This window comes from Acidovorax sp. LjRoot204 (assembly GCF_056175785.1).
This window is the reverse complement of record NZ_JBGFFF010000066.1, coordinates 1-26,339: the sequence shown is the minus strand read 5'-3', so window position 1 is coordinate 26,339 and position 26,339 is coordinate 1. Positions and strand designations below refer to the sequence as shown.

General features: G+C 65.5%; 23 protein-coding genes. 14 read left to right on the top strand and 9 right to left on the bottom strand.

Annotated elements, in window-relative coordinates; translation table 11 throughout:
• The first annotated feature begins 136 nt into the window (after nucleotides 1–136).
• The 4 genes from lptG (at nucleotide 137) to AC04MI_RS13280 (ending at nucleotide 3,888) form a co-directional block, all read left to right on the top strand.
• A complete protein-coding gene (gene lptG, locus AC04MI_RS13295; RefSeq protein ID WP_436077470.1) occupies nucleotides 137–1,246 on the top strand; it encodes an LPS export ABC transporter permease LptG in 1,110 nt (369 codons plus the stop codon).
• A gap of 22 nt (nucleotides 1,247–1,268) precedes the next feature.
• Entirely contained in the window at nucleotides 1,269–1,640 is a 372-nt protein-coding gene (locus AC04MI_RS13290) for a sirohydrochlorin chelatase (RefSeq protein ID WP_395454843.1), read from the top strand.
• 72 nt (nucleotides 1,641–1,712) lie between these two features.
• Entirely contained in the window at nucleotides 1,713–2,654 is a 942-nt protein-coding gene (locus AC04MI_RS13285; RefSeq protein WP_476497959.1) for a CysB family HTH-type transcriptional regulator, read from the top strand.
• 67 nt (nucleotides 2,655–2,721) lie between these two features.
• Complete coding sequence (locus AC04MI_RS13280) at nucleotides 2,722–3,888, top strand: pyridoxal phosphate-dependent aminotransferase (RefSeq protein ID WP_476497958.1); 1,167 nt, start codon at nucleotides 2,722–2,724, stop codon at nucleotides 3,886–3,888.
• A 22-nt stretch (nucleotides 3,889–3,910) separates the two neighbouring features.
• Here the strand turns inward: AC04MI_RS13280 and AC04MI_RS13275 are convergent, their stop codons facing one another.
• Nucleotides 3,911–4,813: a DMT family transporter gene (locus tag AC04MI_RS13275; RefSeq protein ID WP_436077471.1), complete on the bottom strand. Its 903-nt coding sequence runs from the start codon at nucleotides 4,811–4,813 to the stop codon at nucleotides 3,911–3,913.
• Nucleotides 4,814–5,305: 492 nt separating this feature from the next.
• Between AC04MI_RS13275 and kdpF the strand changes: the two genes are divergently transcribed.
• The 6 genes from kdpF to AC04MI_RS13245 all read left to right on the top strand — a co-directional run bounded on the left by kdpF (nucleotide 5,306) and on the right by AC04MI_RS13245 (nucleotide 13,476).
• Nucleotides 5,306–5,401: a K(+)-transporting ATPase subunit F gene (gene kdpF / locus AC04MI_RS13270; RefSeq protein ID WP_056062349.1), complete on the top strand. Its 96-nt coding sequence runs from the start codon at nucleotides 5,306–5,308 to the stop codon at nucleotides 5,399–5,401.
• Nucleotides 5,398–7,191 carry a potassium-transporting ATPase subunit KdpA gene (kdpA, locus tag AC04MI_RS13265; protein ID WP_476497957.1) on the top strand — a complete coding sequence of 598 codons (1,794 nt, stop codon included), beginning with the start codon at nucleotides 5,398–5,400 and terminating at the stop codon, nucleotides 7,189–7,191. The genes kdpF and kdpA overlap by 4 nt, the downstream gene beginning before the upstream one ends.
• A 20-nt stretch (nucleotides 7,192–7,211) precedes the next feature.
• Complete coding sequence (gene kdpB / locus AC04MI_RS13260) at nucleotides 7,212–9,278, top strand: potassium-transporting ATPase subunit KdpB (RefSeq protein WP_260667689.1); 2,067 nt, start codon at nucleotides 7,212–7,214, stop codon at nucleotides 9,276–9,278.
• Between the two features lie 52 nt (nucleotides 9,279–9,330).
• Nucleotides 9,331–9,948 carry a potassium-transporting ATPase subunit KdpC gene (gene kdpC, locus AC04MI_RS13255; RefSeq protein ID WP_476497956.1) on the top strand — a complete coding sequence of 206 codons (618 nt, stop codon included), beginning with the start codon at nucleotides 9,331–9,333 and terminating at the stop codon, nucleotides 9,946–9,948.
• Nucleotides 9,949–10,015: 67 nt separating this feature from the next.
• Nucleotides 10,016–12,730, top strand: coding sequence for a DUF4118 domain-containing protein (locus tag AC04MI_RS13250; protein WP_476497955.1), 2,715 nt, complete (start codon nucleotides 10,016–10,018; stop codon nucleotides 12,728–12,730).
• A gap of 23 nt (nucleotides 12,731–12,753) precedes the next feature.
• Nucleotides 12,754–13,476, top strand: coding sequence for a response regulator (locus tag AC04MI_RS13245; RefSeq protein WP_476497954.1), 723 nt, complete (start codon nucleotides 12,754–12,756; stop codon nucleotides 13,474–13,476).
• Between the two features lie 7 nt (nucleotides 13,477–13,483).
• Here AC04MI_RS13245 and AC04MI_RS13240 read toward each other — a convergent pair whose 3' ends face one another.
• The gene (locus AC04MI_RS13240) at nucleotides 13,484–14,449 is read right to left on the bottom strand and encodes a helix-turn-helix transcriptional regulator (protein WP_476497953.1); all 966 of its coding nucleotides are present in this window, start codon (nucleotides 14,447–14,449) and stop codon (nucleotides 13,484–13,486) included.
• Nucleotides 14,450–14,543: 94 nt separating this feature from the next.
• Here AC04MI_RS13240 and AC04MI_RS13235 point away from each other — a divergent pair, with 94 nt between their 5' ends.
• Nucleotides 14,544–15,152: a glutathione S-transferase family protein gene (locus AC04MI_RS13235; RefSeq protein ID WP_436077476.1), complete on the top strand. Its 609-nt coding sequence runs from the start codon at nucleotides 14,544–14,546 to the stop codon at nucleotides 15,150–15,152.
• Nucleotides 15,153–15,338: 186 nt separating this feature from the next.
• On the opposite strand, the gene rng is transcribed toward AC04MI_RS13235, so the two are convergent.
• The 7 genes from rng to AC04MI_RS13200 all read right to left on the bottom strand — a co-directional run bounded on the left by rng (nucleotide 15,339) and on the right by AC04MI_RS13200 (nucleotide 22,435).
• Complete coding sequence (rng, locus tag AC04MI_RS13230; RefSeq protein WP_436077477.1) at nucleotides 15,339–16,829, bottom strand: ribonuclease G; 1,491 nt, start codon at nucleotides 16,827–16,829, stop codon at nucleotides 15,339–15,341.
• A gap of 30 nt (nucleotides 16,830–16,859) precedes the next feature.
• On the bottom strand, nucleotides 16,860–17,474 hold the full coding sequence (locus tag AC04MI_RS13225; protein WP_436077478.1) for a Maf family protein: 615 nt from the start codon (nucleotides 17,472–17,474) through the stop codon (nucleotides 16,860–16,862).
• Nucleotides 17,475–17,738: 264 nt separating this feature from the next.
• Nucleotides 17,739–18,206 (bottom strand): 23S rRNA (pseudouridine(1915)-N(3))-methyltransferase RlmH, encoded by a 468-nt coding sequence (rlmH, locus tag AC04MI_RS13220; RefSeq protein WP_436077479.1) that lies wholly within the window; start codon nucleotides 18,204–18,206, stop codon nucleotides 17,739–17,741.
• A 73-nt stretch (nucleotides 18,207–18,279) separates the two neighbouring features.
• A complete protein-coding gene (gene rsfS / locus AC04MI_RS13215) occupies nucleotides 18,280–19,146 on the bottom strand; it encodes a ribosome silencing factor (protein ID WP_436077480.1) in 867 nt (288 codons plus the stop codon).
• A gap of 194 nt (nucleotides 19,147–19,340) precedes the next feature.
• Entirely contained in the window at nucleotides 19,341–20,321 is a 981-nt protein-coding gene (gene hemF, locus AC04MI_RS13210; protein ID WP_436077481.1) for an oxygen-dependent coproporphyrinogen oxidase, read from the bottom strand.
• A complete protein-coding gene (gene purD / locus AC04MI_RS13205; RefSeq protein WP_476497952.1) occupies nucleotides 20,321–21,601 on the bottom strand; it encodes a phosphoribosylamine--glycine ligase in 1,281 nt (426 codons plus the stop codon). Before purD ends, hemF begins: the two co-directional genes overlap by 1 nt.
• Before the next feature lie 114 nt (nucleotides 21,602–21,715).
• Nucleotides 21,716–22,435: a YebC/PmpR family DNA-binding transcriptional regulator gene (locus tag AC04MI_RS13200; protein ID WP_476497951.1), complete on the bottom strand. Its 720-nt coding sequence runs from the start codon at nucleotides 22,433–22,435 to the stop codon at nucleotides 21,716–21,718.
• A gap of 79 nt (nucleotides 22,436–22,514) precedes the next feature.
• Between AC04MI_RS13200 and AC04MI_RS13195 the strand changes: the two genes are divergently transcribed.
• From AC04MI_RS13195 to AC04MI_RS13185, 3 genes are all read left to right on the top strand, one after another.
• Nucleotides 22,515–24,053: a helicase HerA-like domain-containing protein gene (locus AC04MI_RS13195; RefSeq protein ID WP_476497950.1), complete on the top strand. Its 1,539-nt coding sequence runs from the start codon at nucleotides 22,515–22,517 to the stop codon at nucleotides 24,051–24,053.
• Between the two features lie 191 nt (nucleotides 24,054–24,244).
• Nucleotides 24,245–25,057, top strand: a complete 813-nt coding sequence (locus AC04MI_RS13190) for a glycine-rich domain-containing protein (RefSeq protein WP_288851179.1) — start codon at nucleotides 24,245–24,247, stop codon at nucleotides 25,055–25,057.
• Nucleotides 25,058–25,227: 170 nt separating this feature from the next.
• Nucleotides 25,228–26,070, top strand: coding sequence for an enoyl-CoA hydratase-related protein (locus AC04MI_RS13185; RefSeq protein ID WP_056746054.1), 843 nt, complete (start codon nucleotides 25,228–25,230; stop codon nucleotides 26,068–26,070).
• The last annotated feature ends 269 nt before the right edge of the window (nucleotides 26,071–26,339 follow it).

The following is a 26,339-nucleotide window of genomic DNA, read 5'->3' as shown; positions in this document are numbered from 1 at the left end:
GGCTGGGCCTGACCAGTTTCATGCTGCTGCTGCACGGCGGCATGCTGACGGCCTCACTGCTGGTGCTTGCTGTCCGACACAACCAATGGACGATGGGCCGGCTATGGCAGTCCCTGCGCACCGGAGGGCAGTCCGCATGAAAACCATCTGCCGCCTGATCCACCGTGAGGCGCTGGGCGCCGTCACCTTCGTCACTGTGGGCTTTCTGGCCCTGTTCTTCTTTTTTGACCTGGTGGATGAGCTCCGCTGGGTGGGCCGTGCGGGGGAGGATGGCTACCAGCTATCGCACGCGCTGCTGTTTGTGGTGCTCAGCATTCCCAGCCATCTGTATGAACTGCTGCCCATCACCGTGCTGATCGGCACCATCTTTGTGATGGCCCGCCTGGCCCAAAGCTCGGAGTTCACCATCATGCGCACCAGCGGCATGGGCCCCTGGCGGGCGCTGCGCACCCTGCTCACGCTGGGTGGCGTCTTCGTGCTGCTGACCTTTGCTGTCGGTGACTACCTGGCCCCCCTGACGGACCGCACCGCCCAGCTCATCAAGGTGCGCTACCTGGGGCGACTGACAGCTGGGGCCACGGGCGCATGGCTCAAAGAGCGGCAGGAAGACCACTCCTTTGCCGTCAACGTGCGCGCGCTCACCCCCAATGGCGGCATGCTGGACGTGCGCATCTTCGAGTTTGACGACAAGGGCCGCCTGGCGTCGCAGACGCGGGCCGCGTCAGGGCAGTTCGGCTCGGATGGAGCGTGGACCCTGGAGAAGGTGCAGCGTAGTCACTTTGAACAGCAAAGCGACAAGAACGAGGCCCGCGTGGAGCACCTGGAAAGCCCCTCCCTGCAGTGGCCGACCAAGATCAGTGCCGACATGGTGGCAGCCTCTTTGCTCAAGCCCGACCGCATGGCCACCCTGGACCTCTTTCAGTTCATTCGGCACCTGAACGCCAACGGCCAGTCCGCCCAGAAGTACGAGATCGAGTTCTGGCGCAAGGTGTTCTACCCCTTGAGCTGTCTGGTGATGGTGGTGCTGGCGCTGCCTTTTGCGTACCTGCATTTCCGCTCGGGCGGCATCGCGGGCTACGTGTTCGGCGGCGTGATGGCGGGCATCAGCTTCTTCCTGCTCAACAACGTCTTTGGCTATGCGGGCAACCTGCAAAACTGGTCGCCATGGCTGACAGCGGCGGCGCCCGGCCTGATCTACTCCCTGCTCTCGCTGGCGGCCTTTGGCTGGCTGGTGCTGAGACGCTGACACCCTGACCTCGCCCCGCCCCATGACCCAAGCCATCGTCCTGTTTGCCCACGGGTCCCGAGACCCCCTGTGGCGCGCCCCCATGGAGGCAGTCGCAACACGCATTGCGTCCCAAAGTCCGGGCCGCCGAGCCATCTGCGCCTACCTGGAACTGTGTGAACCGGCCCTGCCGGACGCCGTCCGGCAATTGGTGGCCGATGGGGCCACCGCCGTCACAGTGGTTCCGATGTTTCTGGGCACCGGCAAACACGCCCGGGAGGATTTGCCTCTGCTGGTGCAGGAGCTGCGCACCACCCACCCCGCCGTGCAATTCCACGTCCAGGCCGCCATCGGGGAGGATCCACGCATGACGGCCTTGATGGCAGAGATCGCCTGCGAAAGCCCGCCGCTCTGAAATTTCTGGGATGCGGTTCATTCGCTTAGACGATTGCAGCATAATGATGCAATCCTTTAGGCGATATTCGATATGAATCTGCACCAATTCCGCTTCGTTCAAGAGGCTGCGCGCCGCAACCTCAACCTGACCGAGGCCGCCAAGGCCCTGCATACCTCGCAGCCAGGCGTCTCCAAAGCCATCATCGAGCTGGAAGAAGAACTGGGCGTGGACATCTTCGCCCGACACGGCAAACGCCTCAAGCGCATCACCGAGCCCGGCCAGCATGTGCTCAAAAGCATCGAAKTSATCATGCGCGAGGTSGGYAACCTSAAGCGCATTGGCGAGCAGTTCAGCGCGCAAGACAGCGGAACCCTCAGCATCGCCACCACCCACACCCAGGCGCGCTAYGTGCTGCCGGTGCCTGTGGCCCGCCTGCGCGAGGCCTACCCCAAGGTCAACGTGAGCCTGCACCAGGCCACGCCGCACGAAGTGGCCCGCATGATCATCGACGAGGTGGCCGAGATCGGCATGGCCACCGAATCCCTGGCCGACTACCCCGAACTCGTCACCCTGCCCTGCTACGAATGGCAGCACGTGCTGGTGGTGCCCAACGACCACCCTCTGGCGCAAAAGGAACGCATCGGTCTGGACGACCTCGCGCACGAAGCGCTGATCACCTACCACCCCTCCTTCACCGGGCGCGGCAAGATCGACCACGCCTTCGCAGCGCGCAAGCTCACGCCCCGCATCGTGCTCGAAGCCATCGACTCTGACGTGATCAAGACCTAYGTGCGCCTGGGCCTGGGCRTSGGCATCGTGGCCGAGATGGCSRTGCGCGACGACCCGGTGGGCGACCTGGCCGTGCGCCCCGTGGGACACCTGTTCGGCCAGAGCGTGGCCCGCGTGGCCTTCAAGCGCRGCGCCTACCTGCGCAACTTYGTCTWCAAGTTTGCCGAGCTGCTCAGCGACCGCCTGAGCCGCGAGCTGATTGCCCGTGCGATGACGGGCCATGTCAACGACTACGAGCTGTGACCTCCGTTCAGCCCGAGAAGCACCCTGAACCCTTCCAGAATTCCCCCGTTTTCCAAGCTGCTGCGCCATGACCTCCACCACCGCCCGCACACCCGCCTTCCCCAGCAAGCTGCCCAACGTCGGCACCACCATCTTCACCGTGATGTCGGCGCTGGCCACCGAACACAAGGCGGTGAACCTGGGCCAGGGCTTTCCTGACTTTGAATGCGCGCCCGAGCTGGTGAACGCCGTCACCGCCGCCATGCAAGCCGGCCACAACCAGTACCCGCCAATGACCGGTGTGCCCGCCCTGCGCGAAGCCGTGGCCCGCAAGATCGAGGCACTGCATGGCCGCGCCTACAACCCCAACACCGAAATCACCATCACCGCCGGTGCCACGCAGGCCATCATCACCGCCATCCTGGCCATCGTGCACGCGGGTGACGAGGTGATCGTGCTCGACCCGTGCTACGACAGCTACGTGCCGAACATCGAGCTGGCCGGTGGCAAGGCCGTACGCGTACCGCTCACGCCCGGCACCTTCCGCCCTGACTTTGCCAAGATCAGCGCGGCCATCACGCCCCGCACCCGCGCCATCCTCGTCAACAGCCCGCACAACCCCAGCGCCACCATCTGGACGGCCGAGGAAATGCGCCAGCTGGAAGACCTGCTCGCCCCCACCGACATCCTGYTCATTAGCGACGAGGTGTACGAACACATGGTGTTCGACGGTGTCGAGCACCAGAGCGCCGCGCGTTTTCCCGGCCTCGCCGCGCGTGCCTTCATCGTGTCGAGCTTTGGCAAGACCTTCCATGTCACCGGCTGGAAGGTCGGCACCGTGGCCGCCCCTGCCGCACTGACGGCCGAGTTCCGCAAGGTGCACCAGTTCAATGTGTTCACCGTCAACACCCCCGTGCAGCACGGCCTGGCCGCCTACCTGCAAGACCCCACGCCCTACCTGCAGCTGCCCGCGTTCTACCAGGCCAAGCGCGACCTGTTCCGCGAGGGCTTGGCAGGCTCGCGCTTCAAGCTGCTGCCCAGCACGGGCAGCTACTTCCAGTGCGTGGACATCTCGGCGATCAGTGATTTGAACGAGGCTGATTTCTGCCAGTGGCTCACCCGCGAGGTGGGCGTGGCGGCGATTCCGTTGTCGGCGTTTTATGGCGACGGGTTTGACCAGCGTGTGGTGCGGTTCTGCTTCGCCAAGAAGGATGAGACGCTGCGGGCRGCGCTGGAGCGGCTGCGCAAGCTGTGATCCGCAGGGCCCTCCAGGGCTCTTACTTCGTCTGCCGCGCCAGCCACACCCCCGCAGCCGCCAGCGCCATCCCCGCCAGCGCCCAGCCGCTGAGCGTCTCGCCAAACATCGCCCAGGCGATCAGCGCTGTGGTGGGCGGGGTCAGGTAGAACAGGCTGGCCACATTGACCGCGCCGCCCCGGCGGATGAGCAGGTTCAACAGGCTCACGGCCCCCAGTGAGAGCACAAGCACCAGCCAGCCCAGCGCAAACACAAACTCGCCGGTCCACGATATGGCCATGGATTCGGTGGCGTAGGCGACGGCGGCCATGGCCACCGCACAGGGCAGGTACTGAATGACCGAGCCCGTGCGCAAGTCGAACGAGGGGCAAAACCGCTTCTGGTACAGCGTGCCCGCCGTGATGCCCAGCAGCGCGACCACCGCCGGCAGCAGCATGCCCAGCAAAGCACTCGCCGGCACGGTAGCCACCTTGCCGGCCACTACCAGCGCCACGCCGGTGAAGCCCAGGGCCAGGCCCGCCCATTGGGCTGACCGCACCTTCTCGCCCAGCAAAGCCCCGGCCACCAGGGCTGTCAGCAGCGGCTGCAAGCCCACCACCAGCGCTGTAATGCCCGACGGCAGCCCGTGCCCGATGGCCATGAACACCCCGCCCAGGTACACACCGTGCACCAGCAAGCCCGACACCCCGATGTGCAGCCAGGCCCTGCCCGAAGGAGGCCACGGCGCACGCGCCACGGCGACAACCGCGAGCATGAGCACGATGACGATGGCAAACCGCAGCGCCAGAAAGGTCAGCGGCTCCACATACGGCAGCCCCAGCTTGGCGCCGATAAATCCGGTGCTCCAGAGCGCCACAAACAGCAGGGGGACGAGGGAATCGAGCGGATTGGAAGCGCTGGGGCGGAGCGGTGTGGCCTGGGTCATGGAGAACAGAAGCGTGATGCAGGGTGGGGATGATCGCAGCTTGCGAGCGCTTTTGCTGCAGGCCAATGTGAGCGTTCTCTAATGACCCGTTGGAAGAAGGGACAGACCTCAAGGGGCGCCACACCTGCCGAGCGTGCTGACGCCCGCAACCAGTGCGAGAACCGGCAAACCCGCGCTACAGGGCAAAACTTTGAATAGAAATGGTCTGTAGCGCTTGAATATCATGCGCGTATAGCTATAAATTCAATAGCAAATTGCCATACATCTTTCTGCCAACCAAGCCTGGCGCCCGCGCATCTTGATGCGATCTTGATACCCCACACCGCACTCTTGCGCCCATCTTGATGCGGCCGTTCCTAGCATCGGTCCATGTCTCAAGGAGGACGCTATGGACTGGATATTGATGGCGGTGGGAGGCCTGCTCTGGCTGGCCGTCTATGGCTTGGCCAAGGGTTGCGCGCTGCTGCAACGCCAAGCACAAGGGGGGCGGTCATGACCAGCGGCTGGATGATTCTGGCGGCCGTGCTCGCCGCTGCGCTTTTGGTGTACCTGATCGCCGTGCTGCTGCGGCCGGAGGACTTTTCATGAGCACCGGTGCCTGGCTGCAATTGGCAGTGTTTATCGCACTGCTGCTGGCGCTGGCATGGCCGCTGGCGCGTTGGATTGATACCGTGATGGCAGGCCGCTTTACCTTAGGGCGGCGGCTGGAGGGGCCGCTGTTCAAACTGGCTGGCGTGCGGCCCAACGAAGAAACTGGCTGGCTGCGCTACGCGCTGGGCCTGCTGGTGTTCAACGGCCTGGGCGTGCTGGCCGTGTATGCGCTGCAGCGCTGGCAGGCGGTGTTGCCCCTCAACCCGCAAGGCATGGCTGCCGTGTCGCCGGACTCGGCCTTCAACACGGCCGTCAGCTTTGTCACCAACACCAACTGGCAAGGCTATGGTGGCGAGAGCACCATGAGCTACCTCACGCAGATGCTGGCGCTGACGGTGCAGAACTTTCTGTCTGCCGCCACGGGCCWGGTGGTCGCCATTGCGCTGGTGCGTGGTTTTGCAAGGCACTCTGCACAATCCATCGGCAATGTGTGGGCCGACCTGACCCGCGCCACGCTATGGGTGCTGCTGCCCCTGTCGCTGGTGTTGGCCGTGGTGTTTGCAGGCCAAGGGGTGATTCAGAACCTGTCGTCCTATACCGAGGTACAGACGCTGGAGCCCGTGCACTACGACGCCCCCAAGCTCGATAGCGCAGGCCATCCCGTGCTCGACGCACAAGGCGCTCCGGTCACCGAGCCCGCCACACAAACCACCCAGACGCTGGCCATGGGCCCCGTGGCCTCGCAGTTGGCCATCAAGATGCTGGGCACCAACGGYGGCGGCTTCTTCAACGCCAACTCGGCSCACCCGTTCGAGAACCCCTCGGCCGCGAGCAACCTGTTGCAGATGCTGGCGATCTTCCTGATCCCCGCCGCGCTGTGCCTGGTGTTTGGCCGCATGGTGGGCGATGAGCGCCAGGGCTGGACGATTCTGGCAACGATGAGTCTGCTCTTCGTGGTCGCAGTAGTAGCAGCCACCGCCTTCGAGCAGCAGGGCAACCCGCTGCTTTCATCGCTGGGTGTGGACCAGGCCGCCAGCGCCCTGCAGGCAGGCGGCAATATGGAAGGCAAGGAAACGCGCTTTGGCATCGCCACCTCGGCCCTGTTCGCCGTCATCACCACGGCGGCCAGCTGCGGCGCGGTGATTGCGATGCATGACAGCTTCACACCCCTSGGCGGCATGGTGCCCATGGCGCTGATGCAGMTGGGCGAGGTGGTGTTTGGCGGTGTCGGCTCGGGCCTGTACGGCATGCTGGTGTTCGCCATCATGGCCGTGTTCATCGCCGGGCTGATGATTGGCCGCACACCCGAGTACCTGGGCAAGAAGATCGAGACGCATGAGATGAAGCTCGTCTCCATCGCCATCCTAGTCACGCCGTTGCTCGTATTGCTAGGTACCGCCGTGGCGGTGATGAGCGAGGCAGGCCGCGCAGGCCTCTCCAACCCCGGCGCACACGGCTTCAGCCAGGTGCTGTACGCGCTGTCTTCTGCCGCCAACAACAACGGCAGCGCCTTCGCAGGCCTGTCGGCCAACACCCCCTTCTACAACGTGCTGCTGGCCGTGGCCATGTGGCTGGGCCGCTTTGGCGTGATCGTACCGGTGCTGGCCATGGCCGGGTCCCTCGCCGCCAAGAAGCGCGCTACCGCCACCGATGGCACCTTGCCCACCCACGGCCCGCTGTTTGTGGCGCTGCTGGCGGGCGTGGTGCTGCTGGTGGGCTTGCTGAACTATGTGCCCGCCCTCGCGCTGGGCCCGGTGGTAGAGCATCTCGTGCTCACACCCCGTTAAGAAATGGCTGGGAGATTGTGATGACTCGCAAAACATTGACCCTGTTCGACCCCGCCCTGGTACGCCCCGCGCTGCTGGAGGCTTTCAAGAAGCTGGACCCGCGCGTGCAATGGCGCAACCCGGTGATGTTTGTGGTGTACGTGGGCAGCGCCTTCACCACCGCGCTGGCCGCCAGCAAGCCCGAGGGCTTCACCGCTGCCGTGGCGCTGTGGCTGTGGTTCACTGTGCTGTTTGCCAACTTTGCCGAGGCCATGGCCGAAGGCCGCAGCAAGGCCCAGGCGGCCTCGCTGCGCGGCCTCAAAAAGCAGACCTGGGCCAAAAAGCTGGACGGCCAGTTTGACCGCACCACCCCACGCACGGCCATGACCTGGCTGCCGCTGGAGGCCGCCCACCTGCGCAAGGGCGACGTGGTGCTGGTGGAAGCCGGTGACACCATTCCCGCCGACGGCGAGGTGATCGACGGGGTGGCGTCGGTGGACGAAAGTGCCATCACGGGCGAATCGGCCCCGGTGATCCGTGAATCCGGCGGCGACTTCTCGGCCGTGACCGGCGGCACCCGTGTGCTGTCCGACTGGATCGTGGTGCGCGTGGCCGTGAACCCTGGCGAGACCTTTGTCGACCGCATGATCGCCATGGTGGAGAACGCCAAGCGCCACAAGACCCCCAACGAGATCGCCCTGACCATCCTGCTGGTGGCGCTTACCATCGTGTTCCTGGGCGTGGTGGTTACGCTGCTGCCGTTCTCGCTGTTCAGCGTGCAAGCCAGCGGCGCGGGCGAGCCTGTGAGCCTGGTGGTGCTGGTGGCCCTGCTGGTGTGCCTGATCCCCACCACCATTGCAGGCTTGCTCAGCGCCATTGGCGTGGCGGGCATGAGCCGCATGATGCAGGCCAATGTGATCGCCACCTCGGGCCGCGCGGTGGAGGCTGCGGGCGATGTGGACGTGCTGCTGCTGGACAAGACCGGCACCATCACCCTGGGCAACCGGCAAGCCAGCCAGTTCGTGTCTGCGCCCGGGGTGACCGATGCCGCATTGGCCGATGCCGCCCAGCTCGCATCGCTGGCCGACGAAACCCCCGAAGGCCGCAGCATCGTGGTGCTGGCCAAGCAGAAGTTCAACCTGCGCGAGCGTGACCTCTCCAGCCTGCAGGCGGTGTTTGTGCCGTTCACGGCGCAAACCCGCATGAGTGGTGTGGACCTGCCCGGCGCCCGCCTGCTGCGCAAGGGCGCGGCCGACGCCATCCGCAAGCATGTGGAAGCCCTGGGCGGGCGCTTCCCCACCGCCGTACAGACCGCAGTGGACGATGTATCGCGCCGTGGCAGCACCCCGCTGGTGGTGGCCGATGGTGCCCATGTGCTGGGCGTGGTGGAGCTCAAAGACGTTGTCAAGGGCGGCATCAAGGAGCGTTTTGCCGAGCTGCGCCGCATGGGCATCAAGACCGTGATGGTGACGGGCGACAACCGCCTGACGGCCGCCGCGATTGCGGCCGAGGCSGGTGTSGACGACTTTCTGGCCGAGGCCACACCCGAGGCCAAGCTGCAGCTCATCCGCAGCTACCAGGCCAATGGCCAGCTGGTGGCCATGACCGGCGACGGCACCAACGATGCGCCCGCCCTGGCCCAGGCCGACGTGGCAGTGGCCATGAACACCGGCACCCAGGCCGCCAAGGAGGCGGGCAACATGGTAGACCTGGACAGCAACCCCACCAAGCTCATCGAGATCGTGGAGACCGGCAAGCAGATGCTGATGACGCGCGGCTCGCTTACCACCTTCAGCATTGCCAACGACATCGCCAAGTACTTCGCCATCATCCCTGCGGCCTTCGTCACCACCTACCCGCAGCTGTCGGCGCTGAACTTCATGCACCTGGCCAGCCCCTCCTCGGCCATCCTGTCTGCCGTGGTGTTCAACGCTCTGATCATCATCTTTTTGATCCCGCTGGCCTTGAAGGGCGTGGCTTACCGCGCAGTGGGTGCCGCCGCGCTGCTGCGCCGCAACCTGGCTATTTATGGGCTGGGGGGCATGGTGGTGCCGTTCATTGGCATCAAGTTGATTGACATGGTGCTGGCGGCCGCAGGTCTGACCTGAGCTCTTCCCATTYCTAAACACTGCTCCCCGAATCACTGACAAGGAAAATCGTATGCCTATCCGTATCCCCCGCGACGACGTGCCCGCCAGCCCAGGCGGCCTGCTGCGCCCTGCCCTCACGCTGTTCGTCGTGCTGTCCATCGTCACCGGCCTGCTCTACCCGCTGGCCGTGACCGGTGTCGCACAAACGGCCTTCCCGCACCAGGCCAACGGCAGCCTCATCACCCAGGGTGGCAAGGCAGTGGGCTCCGAGCTGATCGGCCAGTCGTTCACCGAGCCTGGCCACTTCTGGGGCCGCCCATCGGCCACAGCGCCCATGCCCTACAACGCATCGGCCTCGGGTGGCTCCAATCTGGGCCCCACCAACCCGGCGCTAGCCGAAGCGGTCAAAGCCCGCATTGAAGCCCTGCGTGCCGCCGACCCGGGCAACACCCGCCCCGTGCCCGTCGACCTGGTCACCGCGTCGGCCAGCGGGCTGGACCCACACATCAGCCCGGCAGCCGCCGCCTACCAGAGCGAACGCGTGGCCCGTGCCAGGGGCCTGCCCGTGGGAYAAGTGCAAGCCTTGGTGCAGCAGCACACCGACACCCCCTTGCTGGGCCTGCTGGGCGAGCCGCGTGTGAACGTTCTGGCCTTGAATCTGGCACTCGATTCGCTATCAAATAAATAGCTATCAGCTCAATTGATATTAGCGCTTGAGGCCTATTCGACATCAAATTGGTGGATACACTGTGCCCATGCAGGATCGCCCCGACCCCGACGCGCTGCTGCAGCGCATCCAGCAAGAGCAGGCCCAGCAGCAGCGCGGGCGGCTCAAGGTGTTTTTTGGCGCCTGCGCCGGGGTGGGCAAGACCTTTGCCATGCTGTCCGCCGCCCGGGCGGCGCAGGCGCAGGGCCTGCCCGTCACCATCGGCGTGGTCGAAACGCATGGCCGCACCGACACCGAGGCGCTGACCGCACACCTGCCGCGCCTGCCGCTGCGCGCCCTGCCCTACAAAGACCGCACCCTGCCCGAGTTTGACCTGGACGCCGCCCTGGCCTGGGGCGCTGCGAACCCCGAGGGCCTGGTGCTGCTGGACGAGCTGGCCCACAGCAATGTGGCCGGATCGCGCCACCCCAAACGCTGGCAAGACGCCGAAGAGCTGCTGGCCGCAGGCATCGACGTGTGGTCCACCATGAACGTGCAGCACCTGGAGAGCCTGAACGACATCGTCAGCGGCATCACCGGCATCCGCGTGTGGGAGACGGTGCCCGACCAGTTTTTTGACGCTGCTGACGAAGTGGTGGTGGTCGACCTGCCGCCCGACGAGCTGCTGGCGCGCCTGAAAGCCGGCAAGGTCTACCTGCCCCAGCAGGCAGAGCGTGCCGCTGCCAACTTCTTTCGCAAAGGCAACTTGCTGGCCCTGCGTGAGCTGGCCCTGCGCCGCACCGCCGACCGCGTGGACGACGAAATGCGCGCCTACCGCCGCGCCAGCAGCACCAGCGCCGAGGCCGTGTGGCCCAACCGCGAGGCCCTGTTGGCCTGCGTGGGCACGGGCGACAACGCCGAAAAGGTGGTGCGCAGCTGCGCCCGCCTGGCCGCCCAGCTCGACCTGCCGTGGCACGCCGTGCATGTGGAAACGCCCGAGCAGCAAGGCCAGTCGGCCACCCTGCACCCGCAGGTGGAGCGCACGCTGAAGATCGCGCAGCAACTGGGCGCCGCCGCCTGCGCCGTGCTGCCCGCAGCCCAGCCCGCCCAGGCCCTGGTGCGCTATGCGCGCGAACACAACCTGGTGCGTGTGGTCATGGGGCGCAGCACCCGGCGCTGGCCGTGGCAGGCCACGCTGGCCGAGCAGATCGGACAAAGTGCCAGCGACCTGGACCTGTTGCAGGTGGGCACACTGCCTGGCCGGGACGCCGCCACAGACCGGAAAGCCCCCCGCACCAGCACCGCAGCCCCCCGCGCTGCATTCTGGCCCGGCTACATCGCCGCCGCCCTGGCCTGCTGCATTGCCGCCGTCATTGCCACACCGCTGGCCAACGTGCTGGAGCTGACCAACATCGTCATGCTGTTTTTGCTGGTGGTGGTGGGGGTGGCGCTGCGCTTTGGTCGCGGCCCGGCCATCATGGCGGCGTTCCTGGGCGTGGGGTTTTTTGACTTCTTCTTTGTGCCGCCCCGCTTCAACTTTGCGGTGAGCGACGCGCAGTACGTCGTCACCTTTGCGGTGATGCTGGTGGTGGCCCTGGTGGTGGGCCAGCTCACCGCCGGGCTCAAGGTGCAGGCCGAGGCCGCCACCGACCGCGAACACCGCGTGCGCAGCCTGTACGACATGGCGCGTGACCTGTCTGCCGCCCTGCTGCCCGAGCAGGTGGCCGAGATTGGCGCACGCTTTATCACGGGCGAGTTCAGCGCAGGCAGCACGCTGGTGGTGGCCGACGATGACAACCGCCTGCAGGTGCTGCCCGGAGGCACCGCCCCCGTGGACATGGCCGTGGCGCAATGGGCATTCGAGCGCGGCGAGCCCGCAGGCCGGGGCACCGACACCTTGCACTCCAGCCCCACGCTGGTGCTGCCGCTCAAGGCGCCCATGCGCATCCGTGGCGTGCTGGTGGTGGCCATGCCCCAAGGAGAGGTGCCTGGGGTGGAACCGCGCCGCCTGCTGCAGACCTGCGCCTCGTTGCTGGCCATCTCGCTGGAACGCATCCACTACATCGACGTGGCACAAAAGAGCACGGTGCAGATCGAGTCCGAGCGGCTGCGCAACTCGCTGCTCTCGGCCATCTCGCACGACCTGCGCACCCCGCTGGCCTCACTGGTCGGCCTGGCCGAATCACTGGCCATGGTGCAGCCGCCCCTGCCTGCCCATCAACAAGAGCTGACCGGCGCGATCCAGCAATCCGCCCAGCGCATGAGCGCACTGGTCAACAACCTGCTGGACATGGCCCGCCTGGAGGCTGGGGCCGTGCAGCTCAACAAGGCCTGGCAGCCGCTGGAAGAAGTGGTGGGCAGCGCCCTGGCCGCCAGCGCCCCGGCCATCGCGGCGCACCGGGTCGAAGTGACTCTGCCCGACGACCTGCCATTGCTGCAGATCGATGCCGTGCTGATSGAGCGCGTGCTGGTCAACCTGMTSGARAACGCCRCCAAGTACACACCCGCAGACACCACCATCCACATCAGCGCGCAGCCCCAAAGCGACGCGGTGGCACTGACCCTCACCGACGAAGGTCCGGGCCTGCCCAAAGGCCGCGAAGAGTTGCTGTTTGAAAAGTTCGAGCGCGGCGCCCGCGAGAGCGCGACGCCCGGTGTGGGCCTGGGGCTGGCGATTTGCCGCGCCATCGTTCAGGCGCATGGTGGCAGCATCCGGGGCGATACGATCTTGAACGCTCAAGGCCAGGCTGCCGGGGCGCGCTTTACGCTGCTGCTGCCACGCGGCACACCGCCCACCGACCTGGGCGATGACGCCGACGCCTGACACCCTTGCATCCATGCCATGCCATGACCGACCTGCCCACGCACATCCTCATCGTTGAAGACGAAGCCGATATCCGCCGCTTTGTGCGCCTGACGCTGGAGACCGAAGGCCACACCGTGCACGAGGCCGCCACCCTGCAGCGCGGCCTGATCGAAGCCGGCACCCGCCGCCCCGACCTGGTGGTGCTGGACCTGGGCCTGCCGGACGGCGATGGCGTGGACTTGATCCGCGACCTGCGCACCTGGTCGGCCATGCCCATCATCGTGCTCTCGGCCCGCAGCGCCGAAGCCAGCAAGATCGCGGCGCTGGATGCCGGCGCCGACGACTACCTCGTCAAGCCCTTTGGCTCGGGCGAGCTGATGGCCCGCGTGCGCGCCCAGCTGYGGCGTAGCCAAAGGACATCCGGCGCCGAAGCCACACCCGTCATTCAGTTCGGCGCCATCACCGTGGACCTTGCCCGCCGTACGGTGGAGCGCCGCACACAAAGCAATGGCGAAGGCGATGGCAGCGAGGCCCTGCACCTCACGCCCATCGAATACAAGCTGCTCACCTACCTGGCCTCCCAGCCCGACCGCGTCATCACCCACGCCCAATTGCTCAAAGCCGTGTGGGGCCCAGGCCATGCAGAAGACACGCACTACGTGCGCGTGCACATGGCCAACCTGCGCAAGAAGGTGGAGGACAACGCCTCCATGCCCCGGCACTTGCGGACTGAGGCGGGTATCGGGTACCGGTTCGTACCCTGACGCCAACTCACGAACTGCGCGCGCCAGTGCAACGCAACGCACGCTCCCCCGCCACGCGCAGCCGCTCCTGCAGCGACGCGGGCGCCAGCACCTCAAACTCCACGTCCAGCGCCATGAGCCAGAACACCAGGGCATCGCTGGCGGCGCATGCCAGCTGGCACTGCTGCCCGTTGGCCAGCGTTGTGACCACACCGGCCGACTGCGGAATGCGCCGCGCCATTTCTGCATAAGGGGCATGCAGCACCACCCGCGCCTGGTCGGGGTGCGGCGCTGCGGTGATGGAGCGGGACACGTACGCCTTGAGGTCGCCGCCGTCCGGCCCGGGGCGCGGCGAGAAATGCGCGCCGACTTCGGGCTTTGCCACCATGCGGTCGATGCGAAAGGTGCGCCAGTCGCCACGGTCGCAGTCCCACGCCACCAGGTACCAGCGCATGCCGGTGTGCACCACGCCCTGTGGCTCCACCGAGCGCTGGGTAGCGCGCCCCTTGCCGTCTTCGTACGAGAAGCCAAGCCGCAACTGGTCGCGGCAGGCCGATGCCAGCGTGGCCAGCAACGTGGCCTCCACCACCGGCCCGGTACGGTCCAGCGGCAGGATGGTGGAGCGCAACGCGTCCACCTGTTCACGCAGCCGCAGGGGCATGGCCTGCTCCAGTTTCACCAAGGCGCGCAAGGCGGGCTCTTCAATGCCGCCCACGGCTCCCGCAGTGGCGGTGCGCAGCGCAATAGATACAGCCAGGGCTTCTTCATCGTCGAGCAGCAACGGGGGCAACGCCTGCCCCGCGCGAAAGGCATAGCCGCCCGCCACGCCACTGCTGGCCTRCACCGGGTAGCCCAGCTGGCGCAGGCGGTCGATGTCGCGCCGCAGCGTGCGCGGATGCACTTCCAGCCGCTCGGCCAGCTCGGGGCCCATCCAGTGGCTGCGGGTTTGCAGCAGGGACAGCAGGCGCAACAGGCGTGTGGAAGAACTGAGCATGCCGCCACTGTACGTTGAATCGAGGACTGAAATTGTCCGCAATGGTTCTTACAGTGACTCCACCTTTTCTTCCACCACGACCAAGGAGTTTTCCATGTCCATCGTCCTTTACTGGCACCCCATGTCCAGCGCCACCCCGATTGCCTGCGCACTCACCGAGCTGGGCGTGCCCCACGAGCGCGTGAAGATCGACATCCGCACCGGCGAGCAGCGCCGCCCCGAATATCTAGCCCTGAACCCCAACGGCAAGGTCCCCACGCTGACGGTGGACGGTGCGCCCATGTTCGAGGCCCTGGCCATCCACCTGTGGCTGGGCCACCGCTACGGCATCGAGCGTGGCCTGTGGCCTGCCGCCGGCACGCCCGAGGCGCTGCAGGCGCTGTCGTGGTGCACCTGGGCGTACGTGACCTATGGCACGGTGCTGGTGCGCCTGCAGTTGGCCACGCAGGGCGAAGAGGCGCTGCGCAGCCCTGCCCATGCACGGGCAGCCACAGCGGGGCTGAACGATCTGCTCACYCTGCTGGATGCCCGCCTGGCCGCCCAGCCCTGGATGCTGGGCGCGGACTATTCGCTGGTGGATCTGGTGGTGGGCTCGGTGCTGGGCTACAGCGTGTACCTGGGTGCACCCGTCAATGCACACCCGCATGTGCAGGCCTGGCTGGCGCGGGTGCAGGCGCGCCCTGCGATGCAAATAGAGGCCTGAGAGGCTAAGAGTCTTCTATCCATGCCCGCCTTGCACGCCAAAACGCCCCGGCTCTTCGTTGCAAATGCTCGCCATAGCCCGAGCTATGGCTGTGCTTTGCGCCTCGATCCGAGGCGTTTTCGCGCGCCTTTCGGGCTTGGCTAAAAAACTCTCAGCCTCTGAGCGCGCGGTCGATCAACGCTGCTGCTACAGCAGCACGATGTCGTACTGTTCCTGTCCCATTGCGCTTTCGGCCTGCAGCGATATGGGCTTTTTGATGAAGTCCGAGAGGCCGGCCAGGTGTTGGCTTTCTTCGTCCAGGAACAGCTCCACCACCCGCGCGGACGCCACGACGCGGAACTCACGCGGGTTGAACTGGCGGGCTTCGCGCAGGATCTCGCGCAGTATGTCGTAGCACACGCTGCGMGCGGTTTTGACGCTGCCCTTGCCCTGGCACACCTCGCAGGGCTCGCACAGCATGTGTGCCAGTGATTCGCGGGTGCGCTTGCGCGTCATCTCCACCAGACCCAGTTGCGAGAAGGTGCCAGATGACATGGTCTTGACCCTGTCGCGGGCCAGCTGCTTTTTGAACTCCGACAGCACGGCCTGCTGGTGGTCGTCCCGCACCATGTCGATGAAGTCSACGATGATGATGCCGCCCAGGTTGCGCAGACGCAGCTGGCGCGCAATGGCCTGTGCAGCCTCCAGGTTGGTCTTGAAGATGGTGTCGTCAAAATTGCGAGCACCCACGTAGCCGCCGGTGTTCACGTCGATGGTGGTCAGCGCCTCGGTCTGGTCCACGATGAGGTAGCCGCCCGATTTCAAATCGACCCGGCGGCCCAGGGCCTTGGCCACCTCTTCGTCAATGGAGTACAGGTCRAARATCGGCCGCTCGCCCTTGTAGTGCTGCAGCTTGCCCGCGGCTGCGGGCATGAACTCCTGCCCGAACGCGCGCAGGCGCTGGAACTGCTCCATCGAATCCAGGCGGATGGTCTGCGTGTGGTCGCCCACCAGATCGCGCAGCACGCGCTGCAGCAGGTCCAGGTCCTGGTGCAACAGCGACATGGCGGGCAGCTTGAGCGATGCCTCCTTGATGCGCGCCCAGGTCTTGCGCAGGTAGGCGATGTCTTCGGCCAGCTCGGCATCGGTGGAATCTTCGCCGTTGGTGCGCAGGATGAAGCCGCCGCCACCGCCCGTGGACTTGTCGCCCACCAGCGCCTGCAGTCGCGCGCGCAGCGCATCGCGCTCGGCAGGCGGAATCTTCTGCGACACGCCCACATGGTCGTCCTGCGGCAGAAACACCAGCAGGCGCCCGGCCACACTGATCTGCGTGGACAGTCGTGCGCCTTTGGTGCCAATCGGGTCCTTGATGACCTGCACCATCAGCGCCTGCCCCTCGAACACCTGCTTTTCAATCGGCACCTGCGGCTCGTTCTTGCGGGCAAATGCGGGTGGCTCGCCATCGGGCTGGCGCTGCCACACATCGGCCACGTGCAGAAATGCTGCACGCTCCAGCCCGATGTCGATGAAAGCCGACTGCATGCCGGGCAGCACGCGCGAGACCTTGCCCAGATAGACATTGCCCACCAAACCGCGCTCCAGCGTGCGCTCAATGTGCAGCTCCTGCACGGCGCCGTGCTCCACCACGGCCACGCGGGTTTCCTGGGGCGACCAGTTGATCAGGATGTCTTGTTGCATGGCGTTGTTGTTGTCTTTGGTTGGCGTCGCTTAGATGGCAAAGCCCGCTGCGCGCAGCAGCTGCGCGGTCTCGTACATGGGAAGACCCATGATGCCCGAATAGCTGCCCGCCAGGTGCTCCACATACGCCGCCGCCCGGCCTTGGATGCCATAGGCGCCCGCCTTGCCCAGCGGCTCGCCCGTGGCCACGTACGCATCGATCTGCGCGGGTGTCATGGCGGCGAAGGTCACGCGCGACACCGACAGGGCCGTCAACCGCTTGGCGCCCACCTGCAGCGCCACAGCGGTCAGCACGCGGTGCTCGTGCCCCGCCAACTCGGCCAGCATGCGCGCGGCGAGCGCGGCGTCGTCGGGCTTGCCGTAGATGGTGCGGCCCAGGGCCACAGTGGTGTCGGAGCACAGGATGGGCGCATCAGGCAGCTGGCGCCGCGCACGCCGTGCCACGGCCGCGTCGAGCTTGAGGGCTGTCACGCGCTCTACATAGGCCGTGGGCGCTTCGCCAGGCAGCACCATCTCGATGGCCTCGGCGTCCTCGGGCTCGTCGCCCTCCACATTGGGCAGCAGCAGTTCATGGCGCACGCCCAGCTGTTCGAGCAACTGGCGCCGGCGCGGGCTCTGGGAGGCAAGGTAGATGAAGTCGGGCATGAACGGATTTTGAACAAAAATCGGCTAGGGATGTCATGCATCACTCTCGCAAGTCGGTGGTAGTGCGGATCGGGACAGACCGCAAGGCGTCTTTTTGCAGCCAATAGCCCCGCTATTGGCAAGAAAAGCAACGCAGCGGACTGCCCGAGGCCGTGCTATCACAGACCGCAGGGAGTGATACAGGAGATCCCATGCGCTTATTCATCAAGCGCTAGCAGCTATGAAAACAGGAGTAGCACGGACCATCAGCGCAAAGGGTCTGCTTCATTCACGGTGGTAAGGATGCCCAGCATTCACCGACCAGGCGCGGTACAGCTGCTCGATGAGCAGCACCCGCACCATGGCGTGCGGCAGGGTGAGGTCGGACAGACGGATGCGCTCGTGCGCAGATTGCCGAAAGGCGGGGTCCAGCCCATCGGGGCCACCGATGACCAGGGCCACATCGTCACCGCCCAACTGCCAGCCTTTGAGCCGTTCTGCCAGGGCCTTGGTGGTGAGGTTGGTACCGCGCTCGTCCAGCGCCACCACGCGCGTGCCACGCGGAATGGCGGCTTCGATGCGCTCGCGCTCGGCGGCGTAGAGCGTCTCCAAGGTCTTGGAGCCACGCGGCTCGGTCTTGACCGCCTTGAGCTCGACCTTGAGCTCCGGCGGAAAACGTTTGGCGTAGTCGTCGTACGCGGTTTGCGCCCAGTCGGGGACCCGCTGACCGACCGCCACTATCAGCAGCTTCATGGATCAACCTGGATACGTGGGAGAGCAGCCTGCGCAGCGCGCAAGGGATAGAGCGCGCTGCAGCGGAAACAGATCAGCCCTTGCTGCGTGCAGGTGCCTTCTTGGCCGCAGGCTTGGAGCCAGATGCGGTGGCGGGCTTGGCTGCCGCACGCGCAGGCGACTTGGCAGCTGGCGACTTTTTGGCTGCAGGCTTCTTGGCGCCACCGGGCTTGACCACCACCGTCTTGACAGAGGTCTTGGCTGCGGCAGGCTTCTTGGCGGCGACTGCGCCAGTGGTGGTCTTGCTGACAGGCTTGGCCGCGCTGGTCTTGGCAGCTGATTTGGCAGGTGCCGCCTTGGCCGCAGTTTTTGCAGCCGGCTTGGGTGCTGCTTTGGCTGCAGTCTTTGCAGCGGTCTTGGCGACCGCCTTGACGGTGGCCTTGCCCGAACGGGCGGCTACGGTGGAGGCCGCAGCCTTCTTGGCGGGCGACTTGCCTGCAGCCTTGGCGTCCGACTTGGCAGCCTTCTGGGCAGACTTCTTCTCAGCCAATTCGGTGGCAGCACTGGACACGGGCTTGGCCGCACCCAGCTTCAGGCGCACGGGGGTGTCGCCCCACAGCTCTTCCAGGCGGTAATACTGGCGTATGGCCGGCTGCATGATGTGCGCCACGGCAGCGCCGCAGTCCACGATGATCCATTCGCCATTGTCTTCGCCTTCGATCCGAGGCTTGGAAAAACCTGCTTCCTTGACCGCGTCGCGCACGCTGGCCGCCAGGGCCTTGGTCTGGCGGTTGGAGGTGCCCGATGCCACGATCACCCGTTCAAACAGCGGCGAGAGATGCTCGGTGTTGAAGACCTGGATGTCTTGCGCCTTGACGTCCTCCAGGCCATCAACGATGGCGCGCTGGAGCTTGGTAACGTCTTTTTTGGCGGCGGTTTCCGATTTGGTGGAGGTGGTCATCAGGCGGTGATTAGAGAGGAAATGGAATCAATATAGCGTGCAACGCAGCGCGCAACCAGTAGGGCTGCGCCTTGGGTGTTGCGCAGCTGTTGCGCGGTGGCACTGCGTGAGTTTGAGGTGCTTTTGGCCTCTTGCGCTGGTGTGAAAAGCGCGGGCAGCTATTGAAATTATAGCTTTTGCGCTTTTCAAGGCTTTTACACCGCTGCAGCGGACTCGCCAGCCAGCCAGTCGCGCCGCACCAGAAAACGCTGCGTGAGGTCGGCTTCGGCCGAATCGGCTGGGTCAGAGCGCTGGTAAGACCACGACACAAGCGGCGGCATGGACAGCAAAATGGACTCAGTTCGCCCGCCCGACTGCAGGCCAAAGTGCGTGCCCCGGTCCCAGACCAAGTTGAACTCGACATAGCGGCCCCGGCGATAAAGCTGGAAGTCGCGTTCGCGCTCGCCAAAGGGCGTGTTCTGGCGCTTTTCCACGATGGGCAGGTAGGCGCCCAGAAAGGCGTCGCCCACCGACTGCGTCATCGCCAGGCTTTGTTCAAAGCCCAGCTCCGAGAAATCGTCATAGAACACGCCGCCCACGCCGCGCTGCTCGCTGCGATGCTTGAGATAAAAGTACTCGTCGCACCATTGCTTGAAGCGGCGGTACTTGTCGTCGCCAAAGGCGCTGAGCGCATCGCGGCAGGTGCGGTGAAAGTGCACCGCATCCTCTTCAAACCCGTAGTAAGGCGTGAGGTCCATGCCGCCGCCAAACCAGCAGGTGGGCGCCTGACCGGGGTGGCCGGCGGCGATCATGCGCACGTTCATGTGCACCGTGGGCACATACGGGTTGCGCGGGTGGAACACCAGCGACACGCCCATGGCCTCGAACGGCGCACCCGCCAGCTCGGGCCGGTGCTGCGTGGCCGAAGGTGGCAGCTGCGGGCCGCGCACATGACTGAAGCCGCAACCCGCGCGCTCGAACACGCGGCCGCCCTCCATGATCTTGGTGATGCCGTCACCCTGCAGCGGCTCGCCGGGTGGCTTGCTCCAGGCATCGGCCAGAAAGCGTGCGCCGCCCTCGCCTTCAGCGGCTTCCACGGCTTCCAGCGCATCGGTGATGCGCGCCTGCAGGCCCACTAGGTAAGCGCGCACACGGGTCACCGTGTCGGCGGAGTTCAAGGTCTGAGCGTCTGCCATCAGCTCTTCAGGGCACGGAAGCCAATATCGCGGCGGTACTGCGCGCCATCAAACTGGATGCCGCGTGCCACGTCATACGCACGTTGCTGCGCCTGCTTGACGCTGTCGGCCAGCACCGTCACACACAACACCCTGCCACCGGTCACGCTGACCACACCATCCTTCAGCTGCGTGCCCGCATGGAACACCACGGCATCGTCCGCCTCAGCAGGCAGGCCAGTGATGGGGTCACCCTTGCGCGGGTTCTCCGGGTAGCCATGGGCGGCCATGACCACGCCCAGCGCGGTGCGGCGGTCCCATTGCAGTTCCATCTGGTCGAGCTTGCCGTCGGCGGCAGCGGCCATCACGTCGCTGAAGTCACTCTTCAGGCGCATCAAGATGGGCTGCGTCTCGGGGTCGCCCATGCGGCAGTTGAATTCGAGCGTCTTGGGCTGGCCCTTGGCGTCGATCATCAGGCCGGCATACAGGAAGCCGGTGTAGGGAATGCCGTCCTTTTCCATGCCCCGGATGGTSGGCAGGATGATTTCRCGCATYGCGCGSGCATGCACMTCGGCCGTGACCACGGGGGCGGGCGAATACGCACCCATGCCGCCGGTGTTGGGGCCTTCGTCGCCGTCTTTGAGGCGCTTGTGGTCCTGGCTGGTGGCCAGGGCCAACACGTTCTTGCCGTCGCACAGCACGATGAAACTGGCTTCCTCGCCTTCGAGGAATTCCTCGATCACCACGCGCGCGCCGCCTTCGTTGTGCGTCACACCGTATTTGTTGTCCACCAGCATGAAGTCCACGGCGTCGTGAGCCTCCTGCAGCGTCATGGCCACGACCACGCCCTTGCCCGCTGCCAGGCCGTCGGCCTTGATGACGATGGGTGCACCCAGCCGGTCCACAAACGCGTGGGCGGCTGCCGGGTCGGTAAAGGTGTCGTAGTCGGCCGTGGGGATGCCATGGCGGCGCATGAAGGCCTTAGAGAAGGCCTTGGAGCTTTCGAGCTGGGCAGCCGCCTTGGTGGGGCCGAAGATGCGCAGGCCGTTGGCGCGGAACTCATCGACCACACCAGCGGCCAGTGGAGCCTCGGGGCCCACCACCGTCAGCGCGATCTTTTCGGCCTGGGCCCACGCGCGCAGTTCGCGCACATCGGAGATCGCCACGTTTTCGAGCTTGGGGTTCAGGGCCGTGCCACCGTTGCCGGGTGCCACAAACACCTTGGTCACCTTGGGGGACTGGCTCAGTTTCCACGCCATCGCGTGTTCACGGCCGCCGCCACCAATCACAAGTACTTTCATAGGAACCTTTGGTGAACCCTGCCCACAGCGCTGCGCTGTTGGGCGGGACTCGGGGAAATATCAGTCGGAAAACAAGTCAGGGCAAGAAAAAAGCGGTGCCCCACTGGCGCAGAGTCACAGCGCCGCGTTGTGATAGACCTCCTGGGTGTCGTCCAGGTCTTCCAGCACATCCAGCAGCTTCTGCATCTTGGCGGCGTCTTCGCCGGTCAGTTCGATGGTGTTTTCAGGCCGCATGGTCACGCCCGCCACTTCGGCCGTCAGGCCTGCGGCCTCCAGCGCGTTCTTCACCGCTTCAAAGTCGGCTGGGGCGGTCAGCACCTCCACCGCGCCGTCTTCGTCGGTCACCACGTCTTCAGCGCCCGCCTCCAGCGCCACTTCCATCACCTTGTCTTCRYTGGTGCCKGGSGCRAARATSAKCTGGCCGCAGTGCTTGAACTGGAASRCCACCGAGCCTTCGGTGCCCATGTTGCCRCCGTGYTTGSWGAASGCGTGGCGCACTTCGGCMACGGTGCGCACGCGGTTGTCGGTCATGGTGTCGATCATGATGGCGGCGCCACCAATGCCGTAGCCTTCGTAGCGGATTTCTTCGTAGGTCAGGCCTTCGGCGTTGCCCGTGGCCTTGTCGATGTTGTACTTGATGCGGTCGGCGGGCATGTTGGCCGCCTTGGCCTTGTCCACCGCCAGGCGCAGGCGGGGGTTGGCTGACAGGTCACCGCCACCGGCGCGGGCGGCCACAGTGATTTCACGAATGATGCGGGTCCAGATCTTGCCGCGTTTTTCATCCTGGCGCCCTTTGCGGTGCTGGATATTCGCCCATTTACTGTGTCCTGCCACGAGAAGTCCTTTTGTATTGATTTAATCTAGTCGGTGGATTTTACTTTTTGCCGAACCCGTACCCCCGAGGAAACCCGAAATGGCCGAACCCCTGCTGATTGCCAAGCACGACACGATTGAATGCCACCTGCTTCCCGGCCTGGCCAACCGCCACGGGCTCATCACCGGCGCCACCGGCACGGGCAAGACCGTCACCCTGCAGACCCTGGCGGAAAACTTCTCCCGCATCGGTGTGCCAGTATTCATGGCCGACGTGAAGGGCGACCTCACGGGCGCCAGCCAGCCCGGCAAGATCGGAGACAAGCTGGCCGCCGTGCTCAAGGAGCGGGGCCTGGACCTGCCCAAGCCCCTGGCCTGCCCCRYCACSCTGTGGGAYGTGTTYGGCGAACARGGCCACCCGGTGCGCGCCACSGTSTCSGACATGGGSCCSCTGCTGCTGGGCCGCATGCTCRACSTGAACGARACSCAGSYSGGCGTRCTSAACCTGGTGTTCAAGATCGCMGACGACAACGGCMTGCTGCTGCTSGACCTGAAGGACCTGCGCGCCATGCTGCARTAYGTGGGCGACAACGCCAAGGACTTCACCACCGAGTACGGCAACGTGAGTGCCGCCAGCGTGGGCGCCATCCAGCGCGGCCTGCTGCAGATCGAGCAGCAAGGCGGCACGCAGTTCTTTGGCGAGCCCATGCTCAACATCSMSGACTTCATGCAGACGGTGGRCGGCMASGGCGTGGTCAAYATCCTGGCGGCCGACAAGCTCATGAAYTCGCCGCGCCTGTATGCCACCTTCCTCTTGTGGATGCTGTCCGAGCTGTTCGAGCAGCTGCCTGAGATCGGCGACCCAGAGCAGCCCAAGCTGGTGTTCTTCTTCGACGAGGCCCACCTGCTGTTCAACGAGGCGCCCAAGGTGCTCATCGAGCGCATCGAGCTGGTGGTGCGACTGGTGCGCTCCAAGGGCGTGGGCGTGTATTTCGTCACGCAGAACCCTCTGGACATCCCCGACAGCGTGCTGGCCCAGCTGGGCAACCGCGTGCAGCACGCGCTGCGCGCCTTCACCCCGCGTGACCAAAAGGCCGTGAAGGCCACGGCCACCACCATGCGGCAAAAGCCGGGCCTGGACATCGAAACCGCCATCACCGAGCTGGCCGTGGGCGAGGCGCTGGTGAGCTTTCTGGACGCCAAGGGCCGCCCCAGCGTCACCGAGCGCGTGTTTGTATTGCCTCCCGGCAGCCAGTTGGGCCCCATCACCCCGCAGCAGCGCCAGGCCCTGATGGCCAGTTCTCTGGTCGCGGGTGTGTATGAAAAGGTGGTGGACCGCGARTCGGCCTACGAAAAACTCAAGGGCCGCGCCGCCGAAGCCGGCGGGCAGGCGGGTAACGCAGCCGGCGGAGGCAACGGCAAGGTGGCCACCGGTGCGCCCGCCGAAGAAGGCGGCGGCCTGCTGGGTGGGTTGAACGACGTGCTGTTTGGCAGCACCGGGCCGCGCGGCGGCAAACGCGACGGCCTGGCGCAGACCATGGCCAAGTCCGCCGTGCGCACCATGGGCACCACGATCGGCAAGGAGATTTTGCGGGGCGTGCTCGGCGGCATCTTTGGCGGCGGCAGCAAGCGCCGCTGACCTCAGTGATACGGCGCCAGGTGTCCCAGACCGGCGCCACAACACGCCAGCACCCCTGGCGGCTTGCCTCCCCTGCCAAAGCGCACCCCCAGGCGCCTGTGACTGTTTGGCGACACTGCGCAATTCGTCACAAATCAGTCACATGACCGCCGTGAAATCGCCATACACAACAACAAAAAGAAGGAGGGATGATGACACGGATCGAAAACGTTCTGCTGCGCTGGGGCGGCAAGGTCATGCTGCTGGCCATTGGGGTGTGGGTGGCAGCCATCCTCGGGATCTTTGCAGGCGCCTGGCGCCTGCGCTGGCCCTGGGTCCTGTACTTCATGGCCACCGTGATATTCACGGCGCTGGTGATCCAGTGGACCAACGCAGTGCGCCAGCGCTACATCCGCGAGGCTCCCCTGCCCCGCTTTCTGCAGCGCAAGCTGCGCGAAACCTACCCCCACCTGAGCACCCGCGACTGTGAGCTGGTGGAACGCGGCCTTCGCCAGTTCTTCATGGCCTGCCTGCGCAGCAACCAGCAGTTTGTGGCCATGCCCTCAAAGGCGGTCGATGCGCTGTGGCATGAATTCATCCTGCACACGCAGGCGTACAAACTGTGGTGCCAGAACGCACTGGGTTTCTTTTTGCACCACACACCCGCCGAGGCGCTGGGCCACAAGGCGCGCCACAACGACGGACTGCGCCGCTGCTGGTACTGGGTGTGCAAGGAAGAATCCATCGACCCCAAGGCGCCCAGCCGCCTGCCCCTGCTGTTTGCACTGGACGCCAAGTTCGCCATTGCCGGGGGCTTCACCTACGTGCCCGACTGCTCCGACATTGCCCGCAAGAGCGACGCGGGCGGCAGCGGCGGCGACAGCTACTGCGGCACCAGTTTTTCGGACGGCAGCTACAGCGGCAGCTCGGGCGACTTTGGCGGCGCCGAGAGTTCGGATGCAGGCAGTGACGGCGGCGGGGATGGCGGGGGCGACGGCGGCGGTTGTGGTGGCGGCGGGGACTGAGTGCCTGGTCCACCGACCCCACTGGCGGCACAACGCCAGCCCCAATAACTCTCTTTTTGATAGCAACCCAGGCATGATGCACTAGCGCATGCAGCCAAAATGGCCTGAAATCACGCCCAGTCACCCAGGCGACGATCGGGCCTGCGCCCACCGGTCTACAGTGGCATCCCATGAACACCCTCACCTGCTTTTCCCTCAGCATCACTGACCACGTGGCCCATCTGGTTCTGAACAAACCCGAGGCCATGAACACCATGCATCCCACCTTCTGGCGCGAGCTGGACACGGTGCTGGCCCAGCTGCACCAGGCGGGCGAGGCGCGGGCGCTGGTCATCAGCAGCACCGGCAAACATTTCAGCGCCGGGATGGCGCTGGAGACCTTTGGCGGCGCCATCACGATGGACGACCAGAGCCCCGAAGGCCGGGCCGCCATCTTCGACCTGCTGACCGACATGCAGGCCACCTTCACACGCATCGACAACCTGCGTATCCCGGTGATCATGGCCATCCACGGCGGCTGCATCGGCGGCGCGGTGGACATGGTCACCGCAGGCTGCATCCGCTACGCCACGCAGGATGCGTTCTTCTGCATCCAGGAGATCAACATCGGCATGGTGGCCGACGTGGGCACGCTGCAGCGCCTGCCCAAGCTCATTCCGCTGGGTGTGGTCAAAGAACTGGCCTACACCGGCCGGCGCCTGAGCGCCGCCAAGGCCCTGGACTATGGCCTGGTCAACGAGGTGTTCGACACGCAAGAGGCCATGCTGGCTGCCGCGCTGCAGTGCGCCAAGGAGATCGCGTCCAAACCCCCGGTGGCCATCTGGGGCACCAAGCAGGCCGTGAACTACGCGCGCGACCACAGCGTGGAAGACAGCCTGCGCCAGATGGGCTGGCTGCAGGGCGCCATCTGGAGCAACCAGCATGTGCGCGAATCGGTCACGGCCATGAAGCAAAAACGCGCGGGCGAGTTCCCGGCGCTCACACCATTGCAACGGTTCAGCGAGCTGGGCTGAGCGCCGCCGGGCCGCGCCATGCGGCCCGGATTGCGGTGCGCGCACGGGCATGTGCCACATCAAAATGTATAGCTGCCCAGGCATGCAGCACTAGCGCTTGCAAGCCCTTTTGCTTGAAATGGCGAGGCAAAGGGCTATCATCAGGCCTTAAGGGGTTTGGCCGTCTTCCAGCCCTGCCCACAAGGATGCCGCCACCATGACGCTGCCCAGCCTGACCCCACCCACCTACGACGATGTGGCCGCTGCCGCGCACCGGCTCAAGGGCATGG